Origin of the sequence: Pseudomonas sp. NCHU5216, from assembly GCF_052156495.1 — a bacterium.
Taxonomy (GTDB): Bacteria; Pseudomonadota; Gammaproteobacteria; order Pseudomonadales; family Pseudomonadaceae; genus Aquipseudomonas.
Genome location: NZ_JBQLIX010000051.1, coordinates 22,542 through 36,355, shown reverse-complemented (window position 1 = coordinate 36,355; position 13,814 = coordinate 22,542). Strand labels below are relative to the sequence as shown.

Annotated in this window: 11 protein-coding genes and 1 pseudogene; 4 read left to right on the top strand and 8 right to left on the bottom strand. The window is 59.4% G+C overall.

The features are described 5' to 3' along the window. The 6 genes and pseudogenes from ACSVIK_RS23545 to ACSVIK_RS23520 all read right to left on the bottom strand — a co-directional run. Positions 1 to 208 (bottom strand): hypothetical protein (locus ACSVIK_RS23545; protein ID WP_442446568.1); only part of this gene is annotated, 208 nt, incomplete at its 3' end. Between the two features lie 125 nt (positions 209 to 333). Next, the gene (locus ACSVIK_RS23540; RefSeq protein WP_442446570.1) at positions 334 to 1,038 is read right to left on the bottom strand and encodes a methyl-accepting chemotaxis protein; all 705 of its coding nucleotides are present in this window, start codon (positions 1,036 to 1,038) and stop codon (positions 334 to 336) included. A gap of 153 nt (positions 1,039 to 1,191) precedes the next feature. Continuing rightward, positions 1,192 to 1,395: pseudogene (locus tag ACSVIK_RS23535) on the bottom strand (HAMP domain-containing protein); the annotation flags it as partial. 1,155 nt (positions 1,396 to 2,550) lie between these two features. Then, on the bottom strand, positions 2,551 to 3,384 hold the full coding sequence (gene ampE, locus ACSVIK_RS23530) for a regulatory signaling modulator protein AmpE (RefSeq protein ID WP_442446567.1): 834 nt from the start codon (positions 3,382 to 3,384) through the stop codon (positions 2,551 to 2,553). Next, a complete protein-coding gene (ampD, locus tag ACSVIK_RS23525) occupies positions 3,381 to 3,947 on the bottom strand; it encodes a 1,6-anhydro-N-acetylmuramyl-L-alanine amidase AmpD (RefSeq protein WP_442446566.1) in 567 nt (188 codons plus the stop codon). Before ampD ends, ampE begins: the two co-directional genes overlap by 4 nt. 120 nt (positions 3,948 to 4,067) lie before the next feature. Then, positions 4,068 to 6,329 (bottom strand): DUF1631 domain-containing protein, encoded by a 2,262-nt coding sequence (locus ACSVIK_RS23520; protein ID WP_442446565.1) that lies wholly within the window; start codon positions 6,327 to 6,329, stop codon positions 4,068 to 4,070. A gap of 312 nt (positions 6,330 to 6,641) precedes the next feature. Between ACSVIK_RS23520 and nadC the strand changes: the two genes are divergently transcribed. Further along, positions 6,642 to 7,490 carry a carboxylating nicotinate-nucleotide diphosphorylase gene (gene nadC / locus ACSVIK_RS23515; protein WP_442446564.1) on the top strand — a complete coding sequence of 283 codons (849 nt, stop codon included), beginning with the start codon at positions 6,642 to 6,644 and terminating at the stop codon, positions 7,488 to 7,490. Positions 7,491 to 7,541: 51 nt separating this feature from the next. Here nadC and ACSVIK_RS23510 read toward each other — a convergent pair whose 3' ends face one another. Together ACSVIK_RS23510 and ACSVIK_RS23505 are read right to left on the bottom strand one after the other, a co-directional pair. Further along, entirely contained in the window at positions 7,542 to 9,245 is a 1,704-nt protein-coding gene (locus ACSVIK_RS23510; RefSeq protein ID WP_442446563.1) for a Wzy polymerase domain-containing protein, read from the bottom strand. A gap of 61 nt (positions 9,246 to 9,306) precedes the next feature. Further along, complete coding sequence (locus ACSVIK_RS23505) at positions 9,307 to 9,774, bottom strand: pilin (RefSeq protein ID WP_442446562.1); 468 nt, start codon at positions 9,772 to 9,774, stop codon at positions 9,307 to 9,309. 221 nt (positions 9,775 to 9,995) lie between these two features. Between ACSVIK_RS23505 and pilB the strand changes: the two genes are divergently transcribed. Genes pilB through ACSVIK_RS23490 form a run of 3 tightly spaced genes read left to right on the top strand, consistent with a single transcriptional unit; the run spans position 9,996 to position 13,789 of the window. Next, on the top strand, positions 9,996 to 11,699 hold the full coding sequence (pilB, locus tag ACSVIK_RS23500; RefSeq protein WP_442446561.1) for a type IV-A pilus assembly ATPase PilB: 1,704 nt from the start codon (positions 9,996 to 9,998) through the stop codon (positions 11,697 to 11,699). Positions 11,700 to 11,701: 2 nt separating this feature from the next. Then, a complete protein-coding gene (locus ACSVIK_RS23495; protein ID WP_442446560.1) occupies positions 11,702 to 12,919 on the top strand; it encodes a type II secretion system F family protein in 1,218 nt (405 codons plus the stop codon). Further along, positions 12,920 to 13,789: a prepilin peptidase gene (locus tag ACSVIK_RS23490; RefSeq protein ID WP_442446559.1), complete on the top strand. Its 870-nt coding sequence runs from the start codon at positions 12,920 to 12,922 to the stop codon at positions 13,787 to 13,789. The last annotated feature ends 25 nt before the right edge of the window (positions 13,790 to 13,814 follow it).

Below are 13,814 nucleotides of genomic sequence, written 5' to 3'. Positions count from 1 at the left end.
GGCCCACCGCGGCGGGCCTCTGGAGCGACGATGGAGTGAGCGAACCCTGGCGCAGCCAGGGCCGGATGACCGGGCGGTGGGTTTTGGTTACTTTTGCCCGCAAAAGTGACTCGCCCGGGAGGGCGAAACCAAAAACATCAGCAGAACGCCGATAAGCAGCTTGAACACCGAAAACAACACACAAACTTGCCAGTCCGGTATCAACCAAGCACTCCCCCCAAAAATGCGAAGAACCGGAAATAAGAGGATTGCATCCGGCTACGCCGCGACCTGTAGGAGCGGATTTATCTGCGAACGAGGCGCAACGCCGCCCGTTCGCACCCGCACGGCCGGTTAAACGCGGAACGCACCGATCAGCTGCCGCAAGCGCGACACCAGGCTGGTCAGCTCGTGGCTGGCCTGCTCGGTCTGGCTGGCCCCCTCGGCGGTACGCTCGCCAACCTGGTTGATGCGCACGATATTCTCGTCGATGTCATGAGCCACGGCGGTCTGCTGCTCGGCGGCCGCGGCGATCTGCTGGTTCTGGTCGACGATCATGCCCACGGCACCGAGGATGTTCTCCAACGCCTGCTGCACCTTGCCCGACTCGTTGACCGTGCTTTCGGCCTTGTCATGGCTGGTGCTCATGGCCTTCACCGCCGCCCCTACGCCGCTCTGCAGCTTGCCGATCATGCCTTCGATTTCCGCGGTGGACTGCTGCGTGCGCTTGGCCAGGTTGCGCACCTCGTCCGCCACCACGGCGAAACCACGGCCCTGCTCGCCTGCCCGCGCGGCCTCGATGGCGGCATTGAGCGCCAGCAGGTTGGTCTGCTCGGCGATGCTCTTGATCACATCCAACACCTGGCTGATCGAAGCACTGTCGCTGGCGAGCTGGTTGATTACCTGAACCGCCTGCTCGATCTCATCGGCCAGGCGCTGGATATTGCCCACCTGTGCCTCGACCAGCGCCCGGCCACTAACCGACTCCTGGTTGACGCTCTGCGCACTGCCCACTGCTGCAGCGGCACTGCGCGCCACTTCCTGGGCAGTGGCGGACATCTGGTTCATTGCCGTGGCCACCTGCTCGATCTGCATACGCTGGCTGGCCACCGCCTGGTTGCTCTGCCCGGACACCTGCTCGACGCGGCTGGCCTGGCCCTCCACTTCGCTCACCGTCTGCCCGACGCGCTCGATCAGGTCGTGAACGCGCATCACCGTCTGGTTGAATACCTGGCCCAACTCCCCGAGCTCATCGCGGCTCTGCGCCTGGAAGCTGACGGTCATGTCACCGGCCGCCACCTGATCCATCACCCGCCCGAGGTTCTTGAGGGTGCTGCGGGTGGAGACATAGAAACCGCTGTACAGGTAGACCACCGCCAGGAACACCAGCACCAGTGCCACCACCAGCAGCACCATCTGCGCCCGATTGTCTGCCAGCCGCTCGCTCAACTGCGTGTCCAGATACGCCAGCAGGCCATCGTTGAGCGCATAGGTCTTGGCCATTTCCTGACTGACCTGATCGTAGAACTGATTCCAGGGGGTATCCAGGCTGTCGGCGATCACCACCTGATCCTCGAACAGCGCCGGCGTGTCCTTGAGCGTTTGCAGGCTCGCCGCAGCCATCTCCCCCAGCCCATCGAACTCCGCCACCTTGCCGGCCACGCTTTGCTGCAGATTCAAGCCGTATTCGGCGTGCAGTTTTTCCAGTTGCAGGAGGATTTCATCGAACCGGGTGCTGGCAGCCGAGTTGAGAAACCCCTGCCCCAACGAATAGGAACCGATGGCGCGCCCCTCGCTGAGCACGCTGGTCACCTGTGGCGTGACGTTGGTGAGCAGCTCGCTGATCTGGCGGATCTGCCGGTACGGATCCTGGCTCAGCCCGGACTGACTGGCCACCAGTTTGACCAGTACCTGGGAGGCGTTGAGCAGGCGCTCGGTCATCACGGTCTTGGTTTGCAGCGAGCTTTCGCCAGCGGCACGCTTGAGCTCGTCGAGCAGCTCGTCGCGCTTGGCGACGAACTCCGCCGCCTGCTCGGGATCGCGGCTCACGGCGGCGAGCCCCTCTAGCTGGGCGATGATGGTCTGCTGCAGCTTGCCGATACGCCCTTCGAGATCTCCTGCCTGACCAGACTGACCAATCATCGCGTTGATCTGCACCAGGTCGTTGAGATCCTGCAGTTCACGGCGCACCTGAAGGCTGTTGCCCAGCAGCTCGATACTCTCCAGCGCGCTGCGGGTGCCGACGAACTGCTGGTAGGAATCGCGCACCAGATAGAAATTGGTGACCAGCATGGGCAGGAAGAACAGAACGCTGATCAGGCTGAACTTCATGCCGAAGCTGAGGCGGTTCATCAGCGCGATGGCAGGATACAACAGAGTCTTCACTAGACGTCTCCCTCGGCCCTTGTGTTGTTATTGGTCTCAAGGCATGGTGATCGCCCCCTGGAGCTCACCACATTACGCCCTGCTACTAGCCTGATCCTCAAGCCTAGGCAGGCCTGGCTGTTATAACCCTTATCGACCACCTGCTGTGTAACTTAAAGTTAAGCACATGGCGCAAGGCCACCCGCCTCAAACCAGCAACACCCACAACGCATAACCGGCATACCAGACCACCGCGGCACGAATCAGCAATTGCCAAAGTTCGTCTAGCGTCGCCACACCTCGTTCGCCCAGTTCGGGGGCCGACACCTCACCTGCAGCACGCCCGGCCTTGCTGACCAGTTGCGCAGCGGAGATGTCCCAGCTCAGCAGCTCATGCAACAGCGCACGACTGACCGCCACGAAGTTGCCCACCAAGGCGAAGCTGGAGGCCAGCACCCGTACTGGCAACCAGTCGAAGGCATGGCGCAGCTGCCCAGCGCGCTCACGCAAGGCTGGCAACTCGGCCTGCTCGGCCGCCAATGCAAGCAGACGGTAGGCCAGCGCGGCCAGTGGCCCGAGCAGCAGGTACCAGAAGATCACCGCGAAGAAACTCTGATAGGACTGCCATAGCAGATAGCCCTGCACCTGCTCCAGCAACGCCGGGCCTTCCTCGGGCTGCAAGCCCAGATCCCGCTCGACAGCATGGTAGGCCGCCTGACCGTCCTCACGCCGCCAGGCATCGCGGAACGGCCCCAGCGCCGCCAGCACGTCGCCCCGGCCCAGGCTGTAGATCAGCACCAGCAAGTGCAGCGCAAGCGTCAGCAGGCCGTAGAGCACCGGCTGAACCAGCCACAACAACAGCCCCAGAGCCAGCACCGGTAGCAGCACCAGCAGGCCAAGCAGCAGCCAGGGCGATTGCCGCCAGCCACTGCGCTCCAGGGCGTGCAGGCGCGCCAGCCAGGCCCCGTCCTGCTGGATACGCTGGCGCATTGCCGAGAACTTCTCGACCCAAAGCACCAGCACGATCACCAGAAAACTCATGGTTGCACTCCTTTACCACTGCAGAGGTCGGCGCGAAAACGCGCCCAATCGAATGCCGGCCCCGGATCGCTCTTGCGCTCGGGGGCGATGTCGCAATGCCCGGCGATACGGGCGAGATCCAGCTCGGGATAGGCCGACAGCAACTGCCGGGTCAGCTCGCTCAGGCAAACATACTGCGCATCGGTGTATGGCAGTTCATCGGTGCCCTCGAGCTCCACGCCCAGAGAAAAATCGTTACAGTTCTCCCGCCCGGCGAAGCAGGAAACGCCGGCATGCCAGGCACGATCGAGGCAGGAAACGAACTGGGTCAGCGCGCCATCGCGCTCGATGAAGAAATGCGCGGAGACGCGCAGGCTGGCTATTTCCGCGAAGAAGGGATGCTCGTGCAGCGGCAGACGATTCTGGAAGAATTCCATCACCTTGCCGGTACCAAACTGCCCCGGCGGCAGGCTGATGTTGTGCACCACCAGCAAGGAAATCTCCCCCTGCGGGCGCGCATTGAAATTGGGTGAGGGGCAATGACGAATACCCCGAAACCAGCCGGTCGCGGCGTCTAGCTGCATAGAGTGCTCCTGAGCGAGCTAACACTCTAGAGCAGCAATGCGGGGTAAAGGAAGCGGCGCTGGCAGCGAGGGCAGCCAACCGAGGTCGCCAGGGGCAAGCAGGCCCCTGGCACGAAGCGATCAGGCGTTCTTCAAGCGCCGCAGGTTGCCGATCACCGACTCCAGCGCCCGGTCGAACAGCAAGGCATCGTCCAGCAGGCGAATGCTGTTGCGGCGGAACTCCACGGCCAGGCCAATACGGGTCTTCTCCAGCACCTTCATGCCGGTGCGATTGACGAATACGTACTTGCCGATCGGCTTGATGATAGCCGCCAGCTTGCAGCGCAGTTTGTGCTCATCGTCTTCCTGGAACTCGACCCAACTGCCGACGCGCAGACTGTCGACCTGGCGGAACGCCTCGTCATCCTCAGGCAGCACCGGCTCGGGCTCTTCCAGACGGGCCTGCCCCGGCGCCAGCAGGACGATCTCCTCGACCACCTCGACCATGGCCGGCGTCTCGGCAGCGGGTTCGCCACCCTGCACGGGAGTGTCCGCCGCCTGTTCGGCCACGGCAGCGTCCTGCTCCTCCAGCGTCGCCCGCTTGAAGCGCTGGAAAGCCTGCACGTGCAGCACTTCCAACTGACTGAAGAATTCGCTGGTGGAGAAAGGATCGAAGGCCGCGCTGCTCATTCCCTCACGCAGCGATTTGAGCAGGCTGGGCACCAGCTCCAGCAGACGCTGGCGATCCTCGGCATCCTCATGCGGCTCTACGCTCCACACCAGATCATCCATGGTCTGCAAAGCGGCCTGCCACTGCGCTGAAGCCGTACCGTGCTTGAGGCAGGTGAGCATCAGCACCTTGCTCCAGGCCTCCTGCAGCAGGCGCACCACCACCTCCGGCAGCACCTTGCCCAACAGCCGCTCGTTTAGGGCCTGCTCCACCTCGCGGCGGGCCAGCTCGGCCTTGGCGCTGCCTTCCTCGGCATCACGGGTACGCTGTTCGAGCAGCTCGCTGCGGCGCCGCTCATCGCCGGTGAAGGCCATGAAGTCCGCCAGCAGTTCGGAAAAAATTGCCGGATCGTCGACGAAATCGTTGAGCAGGCGCTGCACCACCTGTTCGATACGCTGATAGAGGCTGTCGCGCTGCACATCGTCCTGATCGACCCAGCCCATGGCCGCCGAGGCGATCTCGTTGAGAAGGCGCCGAGCCGGGTGGCTGCCCCGGCTGAAGAAGGTCTTGTCCAACACCGCCACCTTGAGCATAGGAATCTGCAGGCGCGCGATCAGCGCCTTGAGCGAGTCCGGCAGGGTACGGTCGTCGAGAATGAACTCGAAGAGCATGGACACCAGATTGATCACATCCTCGTCGACTTCACCGACCACACGGGTCTTGCCACTCTTGGCACTGGCCCGCGCCAGCAGTCGTTCGAGCTGAGGGCGCAGGTCGAAGTCGTCGGGCTCGGCCTGGGCTGGCGCACGCTGCTGCAGGTGCGAAAGCAGGCGCATCAGGTCATTGCTGGAAATCGGCAGGGCATTGCTCGTTGCCGCACGCGGAGTCATGGCCGTGCCACGCGCCTCGGCGAGCAACTCCTGCAGCGCGCCGAAAACCTCCTGCACGCCCTCATCGCTGCTCACAACGCCGTCCTCTTCGCTCGCATGCGTCCGGGTCGCTCCCGCTGCTGGACGGTTCGACCGGCGTGACGGTGCCGAACGCAGCTCCGGCAACACACCCGCGCCGACCAGCACCTGATTGGCCTCGGCATACAGGGTGTCGCAACTGCCGAGCACGTACTTCTCGAACAGTTTGAGGATGATCAGCTTGACCTTGATCTCCACGCCCAGGCCACCGCAGGCATCGAGGAAGCATTCGCAGAGCGAAGTCGGCCCCAACGGATTGCTCTTGTCATCGAGTTTGCGGCTGACCAGCGCATTGAGACGCGTGGTGAGATGACCGAGGGCCATGGCGTCGTGGCTCATGACGCGGGAAATCATGGCATCCATGGCCACGGTTTCTTCCAGGTCATCGTTCTGCACCAGGCTCAGGCTGTCGAAGGACACCGTGTCCAGCGCCGGCTGCGGCTTGCCGATCTCGTACTGGTTGAGATTGACGAAGGCCTCGAAGATCTTCTGCAGGAACACCCGCTCGATGCTCTTGCGCTTGAGGCGCAGATCGCGCATGGCCTCGAAGAAGGCATTCTGCTCGGAATTGCTGGTCGCCCGATCCGCCATCTCGAAGAGGGTATCGTCAGCGTTGTCGAACAGGCTCTGCAGATTCTGCTTGAGCTGTTGCGCGGCCTTGTCACGTACCTGAATCAGCGCCACGGGCAGTCTTCCTACCGGCGAAGTTGGCGATTGCGCAGCGGCGGCCTTGTTCAACGGCACCACGTTCGCGTCGGTCTTCATTCTAGTCTCCTGCAGACTGCCCGTTCGGGCCTCTGGTCTGCACAGCAGCAACCGCGCCTTATTCGTAACGTCAACGATATGGCGTCAAAATAAACGGAATGAATGCATTATAGGGAGCCTGTGCGACATACCAAGCTCATTTTTGCCACTTCCATGATGCGCTTCACAGATCGCCTCTTTCGCGATACCACATGGCCTGCATGCGGCGCTGGAGCTGCGATGCAGTCGAATCCCCTGCCTGCATGGACAACGGAGCATTGCCCCAGGTTCGACCGCCTTTATAATCGCCGCTCGCCCAACACGGAGCCGACCATGCCCAACCTGACCCTCGCCGACCTCGGCAGCGAAATCGAAGCCAATGTCCGCCGCGCCCTGGCCGAAGACATCGGCAGCGGTGACATCACCGCGCAATTGATTCCCGCCGAACGCCTGGCCAGCGCCCGCGTCATCACCCGCGAGGCAGCGGTGATCTGCGGTACCGCCTGGGTCGACGCCGTGTTCCGCCAGCTCGACCCGCGTGTGGCGGTGCACTGGCAGGTGCAGGACGGCGACCGGGTCAACGCCGACCAGACCCTGTTCAGCCTCGAAGGCCCGGCGCGCGCCCTGCTCAGCGGCGAGCGCAGCGCCCTGAACTTCCTGCAAACCCTGTCGGCCGTGGCCACCCGCTGCCGCCACTACGCCGACCTGGTCGACGGCACCCAGGTGAAACTGCTGGACACCCGCAAGACCCTGCCCGGCCTGCGCCTGGCGCAGAAATACGCCGTCACCTGTGGCGGCTGCCACAACCACCGCATAGGCCTGTACGACGCCTTCCTAATCAAGGAAAACCACATCGCCGCCTGCGGCGGCATCGCCCAGGCCATCAGCAGCGCCCATCAGATCGCCCCGGGCAAGCCGGTGGAAGTGGAAGTGGAAAGCCTGGAAGAACTGCGAGAAGCCCTGGAAGCCGGCGCCGATATCGTCATGCTCGACGAACTGTCATTGGACGATATGCGCGAAGCCGTACGCCTGAACGCAGGCCGCGCCAAACTGGAAGCCTCGGGCGGTATCAATGACAGTACCTTGCGCACCATCGCCGAGACAGGGGTGGACTATATCTCGCTGGGGACGTTGACCAAGGATGTGAAGGCGGTGGATTTGTCGATGAGGTTGGCGTTGTAGATCCCTACAACCACCAAGTCTACACGCACGGTGATTCCTCGCCACATATAGTCAACGATAAGCCTCGCAAAACACCGGTATAGTTAGCCTATAAGGCTGATAATCAGGAAAGCCGGCCTGTCGCTCTAAAGCAATCTTCTCTAAATAGTCATCCGCACGTTGCGGCCATAGCCAGCGAATATTTGCCGTCAAGTAATCATCGGGCAGTTGCGGGTACACCGCATACCTGCTCTTGAGCACCATGGAAGCAAAATCGAAGTCTTGCCGTACCAGCGCCAGAAGAGCTATACGTTCCAGGTAGGGATATAGAGGCTCCTTTACCGACATGAACACCGCCTTGCACATTTTAAACTCCCACTCAGGGCCATCATCCACTACCAAATACTCAAGCAGCACTTTGTCCGCCGACCAGCCCAGCACAGGATTCAGGGAGAGCCCTATCAGGCTTTCCATACGCTGCAAATTCAGCCGCATATCTTTGACGGGATAGCGATAGCCAGGCAGCGAGATATATAGATAGGTAATCCATACACCTATAAACATACAAGCCAAAGCCCCCCACCTTAGGGAGCTGACATACAACACCTTCCAAACCGGAGAATAAACCGCAAAAAACGCCAAGAACAAGACCAGAAAGTTCATATACCAAAGAGGATACTCTAGCAGGCTATGCACTGCCACAAACAGAAGAGCACCACCAACAACAAGCCCATCAACCCCATGAGCCAGGCAATTCTTTAGCGTCAAAAAAAAGACCCAAAACGTCAATACCGCTAACGGAAAGATCCACAAACCCAACTCAACCAGAAATTGAAAAAATATATTATGTGCATGAGACCAAGTTATCTGACTCGGCATCCCAGAATCAACCTGATAAATAAAACTATATTTTGCATAATTACCATACCCCACACCCCAGGGGTGATCTAAAAAAATACGCCAGGCTTTCGCCCATTCCTGCAAGCGAGAAACATCTCCAGTAATGGAAATACGTGAAGAACCACCAACATCTACCAACCAAAACAACAGCAAGCATACCGACAGAGAACATACGAACAAGGCGTAGCTCCCCACCATAGCGGCCTCAGCACCATGCCAGCCACGCAACATTCCGATAAGCAGCGCTACAAGCATAATCAGCAAGACTGCAACCAAAACCATACGAGAACCAGCATAAGCCAGAACCACAGCCACGCCAACCAAAACAAAAGCAGAGAAAAATATATTGATCCGCCGCTGAGAAGCCATACCACAAACAACAATAGAAAACATCAACATATAGGTTGAAAAATTATTGCGCTGCCCAAAATTTCCATACACCTCACGCCCCCCCGGAAATACCAGGAAAGAGATATAATCAACCCAGCCAAGCATCTGAAAAAAACTGACGAACAGATTAAAGCATCCCCCTGCCACCACACCCCAAAGACATCCATGCAAGAAACGCAGGCGGCCAGGGTACTCCTGCCCGGCAAGTACTGCATGAAAGATACCCAACAACGAAATTACAACCAGCGGCACCAGCCAACTCTGGTAATAGTAACTCCGTTCGTCGCCGACAAACGCAGCCACTACGACGAAGCTGGCGAGAATAATAGCCCCACCAGATAGTGCAATACGCCGCCCTGCCAGAAGAATCAGACACAACCCCAAGAGCACAGCCAGAGCGTCAGAGTAGAAATCGCCGTCAGGATAATCCCGCAATGGTAGAACGAAAGGCAGTCCCCCGATCAAGAAACCAAGAAGATACAACACGATTTCTCCTACTCAAAAAAAACGGGAGGACAATCCTCCCGTTGATAGCGCATCACGCTAATTACTTGGTTTTGCACCAACCATTGGTAACGCAACCACCTGAAGCAGCCCAACTGATCGAGCCACCACCATTATGAGTAGGCGTCAAAATAAAAGTATCAGTATTAGCAAAACCATTCGTAGTCTTCGGAGTTACTGTAATCTGCCCCGTAGTCCCCAAGGCAATGCTCGCATACTGAGCATTAGCAGGAGCAGAACCGGAAGCCACATCCGCTGGAACAGAGAGCACAGCACGACTAGCGGCAGAAGAAGGAATATCAATGTTACTACCAGTTAGGCAACCACCACTCTGCACGCACTCAGTTACACCCAACTTGAAAGGAGCTGTGGCCACAACCATTTCGGAGCCACGAGCACGCTTGGTGTAGTCCTGATAAGCAGGCAGAGCAATAGCAGCCAGAATACCGATGATCGCAACCACAATCATCAATTCGATCAGGGTAAAACCCTTTTGCATTTGAGCTTTCATGATTCTCTCCAGATTTGAATAGGCCCATTGACCTGAAAGAGGAGATAGCACGGGGCGTGCCAACTTTCACCCCCCTCTTCTACAGGCCTTTATCGAGCCACATGCACGCACCGCAGTACAGGCCACGCCACTAACTGCCATTTTTCGTCACCCTTGTTCACGCGGTTTGGCAGTACACCTGCAACTGGGCTATAAGGCAGGGATTGTTTGTGGAGCCCGTGATGAACGACAGCATTTCCCTTTCCGGCCTGGCCAGGCAGCTAGCCCAAACCGGCTTGATGGACGAAAAGGCCGCCCAGCAGGCCCAGCAGCAGGCCCAGCGCAATAAGCTGTCGTTGGTGACCTACCTGGTGCAGAACAAATTGGTCAAGAGCCGCGCCCTGGCCGAGCTGGCCTCGGAGCAGTTCGGCGTATCCTTCTTCGACCTCAATGCCATCGACAAGGAAAGTCAACCACGCGACCTGGTCAGCGAAAAGCTGGTGCGCCAGCACCGCGTGTTGCCGCTGTGGCGGCGGGGCAACAAGCTGTTCGTCGGGCTTTCCGACCCCACTAATCACCAGGCCGTCACCGATATCCAGTTCAGCACCGGTCTGAATACCGAAGCCATACTGGTCGAGGATGACAAGCTCGGCGATGCCATCGACAAGTTCTTCGAGTCGACCAATAGTGCCATGGAGGATCTGGCCGATGTCGATCTGGATGGCCTAGATGTGGAGGCGGTCGACGATGACAAACAGGTAGGTGAGACTGGAGCCGATGCCGACGACGCCCCGGTGGTGCGCTTCGTCAACAAGATGCTACTGGATGCCATCAAGGGCGGCTCTTCCGACCTGCACTTCGAGCCCTATGAGAAGACCTATCGCGTTCGCTTTCGCACCGACGGCATCCTGCATGAAGTAGCGCGCCCGCCCATCCAGTTGGCACCACGCATTTCCGCGCGCCTCAAGGTGATGGCAGCGCTGGATATCTCCGAGCGGCGCAAGCCGCAGGATGGCCGGATCAAGATGCGTGTATCAAAGAACAAGGCCATCGACTTTCGCGTCAATACATTGCCCACCCTGTGGGGCGAGAAGATCGTGATGCGGATTCTCGACCCCACCAGCGCACAGATGGGTATCGACGCCCTGGGTTATGAGGAAGAGCAGAAAGAGCTCTATATGAATGCCCTCAAGCAACCCCAGGGCATGATCCTGGTCACCGGCCCCACCGGTTCGGGCAAGACGGTATCGCTCTATACCGGCCTGAACATTCTCAATACCCCGGATGTAAATATCTCCACCGCCGAAGACCCGGTGGAGATCAATCTCGAGGGCATCAACCAGGTCAACGTCAACCCCAAGCAGGGCATGGACTTCACCCAGGCGCTACGCGCCTTCCTGCGTCAGGATCCAGACATCATCATGGTGGGTGAGATTCGCGACCTGGATACCGCTTCCATCGCCGTCAAGGCCGCGCAGACCGGGCACATGGTGATGTCCACCCTGCACACCAACAGCGCCGCGGAAACCCTCACACGCCTGCGCAACATGGGTGTGCCGTCCTTCAATATCGCCACCTCGGTGAACCTGATCATCGCCCAGCGCCTGGCGCGCAAGCTGTGCAACCAATGCAAGAAGGAAGTGGACGTACCGCGCGAAACTCTGCTGGCTGAAGGCTTCCCCGAAGACAAGATCGGCACCTTCAAGATCTACGGCCCGGTTGGCTGCGAAAATTGCAAGGGCGGTTACAAGGGCCGTGTCGGTATTTATGAAGTGGTTAAAAACACGCCCAACCTGCAGCGCATTATCATGGAGGAAGGCAACTCCATCGATATCGCCACACAGATGCGTAAAGACGGCTTCAATGATCTGCGCACCTCCGCTTTGCTCAAGGCCATGCAAGGGGTTACCAGCCTTGAGGAAGTCAACCGCGTAACCAAGGATTAACCATGGCGGCAAAAGCTCTGAAAACCAGCGTATTCACCTGGGAAGGCAAGAACAAAAGCGGCGCTGTCGTCAAAGGCGAGATCAACGGGCAGAACCCGTCTCTGGTCAAGGCGCAACTGCGCAAGCAGGGCATCAACCCGACCAAGGTGCGCAAGAAATCGGGCATTTCCTTCGGTGGCGGCAAGAAGATCAAGCCCATGGACATTGCCCTGTTCACCCGGCAGATGGCGACCATGATGAAGGCCGGCGTGCCCTTGCTGCAGAGCTTCGACATCATTGCCGAGGGCTTCGACAACCCCAATATGCGCAAGCTGGTGGACGAAGTGAAGCAGGAGGTGGCCGCAGGTAACAGCTTTGCTGCCTCGCTGCGCAAGAAGCCGCAGTACTTCGACGAACTGTATTGCAACCTGGTGGAGTCCGGTGAACAGGCCGGCGCATTGGAAAACCTGCTGGATCGCATCGCCACCTACAAGGAAAAAACCGAGGCACTCAAAGCCAAGATCAAGAAGGCGATGAACTATCCCATCGCCGTGGTGGTGGTGGCCATCATCGTCTCCGCCATCCTGCTGATCAAGGTGGTGCCGCAGTTCGAGTCGGTCTTCGCCAACTTCGGTGCCGAACTGCCTGCCTTCACCCTGATGGTGATTGGTATTTCCCAGTTTCTGCAGCAGTGGTGGTTCATCTTCCTGATCGGTATTTTCGCAGCGGCCTTTGCCTTCAAGGAAGCCATGAAGCGCTCGCAGAAGTTCCGCGACTCGGTGGATCGCGCCGTGCTCAAGCTTCCGATCGTAGGCGACATTCTCTATAAGTCGGCCGTGGCGCGTTTTGCCCGCACCCTCTCCACCACCTTCGCCGCCGGTGTACCATTGGTTGACGCGCTGGATTCCGTTTCCGGGGCGACCGGCAACGTGGTGTTCAAGACCGCGACCAACAAGATCAAGGCCGATGTGTCCACCGGCATGCAACTCAACTTCTCGATGAAGACTACCGGCACCTTCCCCTCCATGGCCGTGCAGATGACCGCCATCGGCGAGGAGTCCGGCGCACTGGACGAGATGCTCGACAAGGTCGCCACCTTCTATGAAGAGGAAGTGGACAATATGGTCGATGGCCTCACCAGCCTGATGGAGCCGATCATCATGGCCGTGCTCGGGGTACTGGTCGGTGGCCTGATCATTGCCATGTACCTGCCGATATTCCAACTGGGCTCCGTGGTTTAAATGCTGGTGCTCGATTTCCTGGCCAGCCACACGCTGGCCTTCGTTTGCTGCGCCCTGCTGCTGGGCCTGTTGATCGGCAGCTTCCTCAATGTAGTGGTCTACCGCCTGCCGCTGATGCTGCAGCGCGATTGGCGAGAGCAGGCGCGTGAGATACTGGAGTTGCCTGCCGAACCCAGACAGGCCACCTTCAACCTGATCCTGCCCAATTCCAGTTGCCCGCACTGCGGTCACGAGATTCGCCCCTGGGAGAACGTTCCGCTGCTCAGCTATCTGGCGCTGCGCGGCAAGTGTTCCAACTGCAAGGCGGCCATCAGCAAGCGTTACCCCATTGTGGAGCTGGCCTGCGGCCTGCTTTCGGCTTATATCGCCTGGCATTTCGGTTTCACCTGGCAGGCCGGAGCCATGCTGGTATTGAGCTGGGGCCTGCTGGCGATGAGCTTGATCGACGCCGACCACCAGATTCTGCCGGACGTGCTGGTACTGCCCCTGCTCTGGCTCGGCCTGATGGTCAACCACTTCGGCCTGTTCACCAGCCTGGAAGACGCCCTTTGGGGCGCCATTGCCGGTTACCTGAGCCTGTGGTCGGTGTACTGGCTGTTCAAGCTGATCACCGGCAAGGAAGGCATGGGTCATGGCGACTTCAAGCTGCTGGCCATGATAGGCGCGTGGGGCGGCTGGCAGGTGCTGCCGTTGACCATCCTGCTGTCGTCCCTGGTCGGTGCGGTGCTGGGGGTGATCCTTCTGCGCCTGCGCGGCAGTGACACCAGCACGCCCATCCCCTTCGGCCCCTACCTGGCCATCGCCGGCTGGATTGCCCTGCTCTGGGGCGATGCCATCACCTCCAGCTATCTGCATTTCGCCGGGTTCTGAGTGTGCAGCGCAGGTTGTCTGCGCT

What these genes read in the sequence shown, in the direction of transcription:
- ACSVIK_RS23540 (WP_442446570.1), bottom strand. Translation starts at nt 1,038, where the DNA reads ATGTCCGCCACTGCCCAGGAAGTGGCGCGCAGTGCCGCTGCAGCAGTG.
- ampE (WP_442446567.1), bottom strand. Translation starts at nt 3,384, where the DNA reads ATGAGTTTTCTGGTGATCGTGCTGGTGCTTTGGGTCGAGAAGTTCTCG.
- ampD (WP_442446566.1), bottom strand. Translation starts at nt 3,947, where the DNA reads ATGCAGCTAGACGCCGCGACCGGCTGGTTTCGGGGTATTCGTCATTGC.
- ACSVIK_RS23520 (WP_442446565.1), bottom strand. Translation starts at nt 6,329, where the DNA reads ATGAAGACCGACGCGAACGTGGTGCCGTTGAACAAGGCCGCCGCTGCG.
- nadC (WP_442446564.1), top strand. Translation starts at nt 6,642, where the DNA reads ATGCCCAACCTGACCCTCGCCGACCTCGGCAGCGAAATCGAAGCCAAT.
- ACSVIK_RS23505 (WP_442446562.1), bottom strand. Translation starts at nt 9,774, where the DNA reads ATGAAAGCTCAAATGCAAAAGGGTTTTACCCTGATCGAATTGATGATT.
- pilB (WP_442446561.1), top strand. Translation starts at nt 9,996, where the DNA reads ATGAACGACAGCATTTCCCTTTCCGGCCTGGCCAGGCAGCTAGCCCAA.
- ACSVIK_RS23495 (WP_442446560.1), top strand. Translation starts at nt 11,702, where the DNA reads ATGGCGGCAAAAGCTCTGAAAACCAGCGTATTCACCTGGGAAGGCAAG.
- ACSVIK_RS23490 (WP_442446559.1), top strand. Translation starts at nt 12,920, where the DNA reads ATGCTGGTGCTCGATTTCCTGGCCAGCCACACGCTGGCCTTCGTTTGC.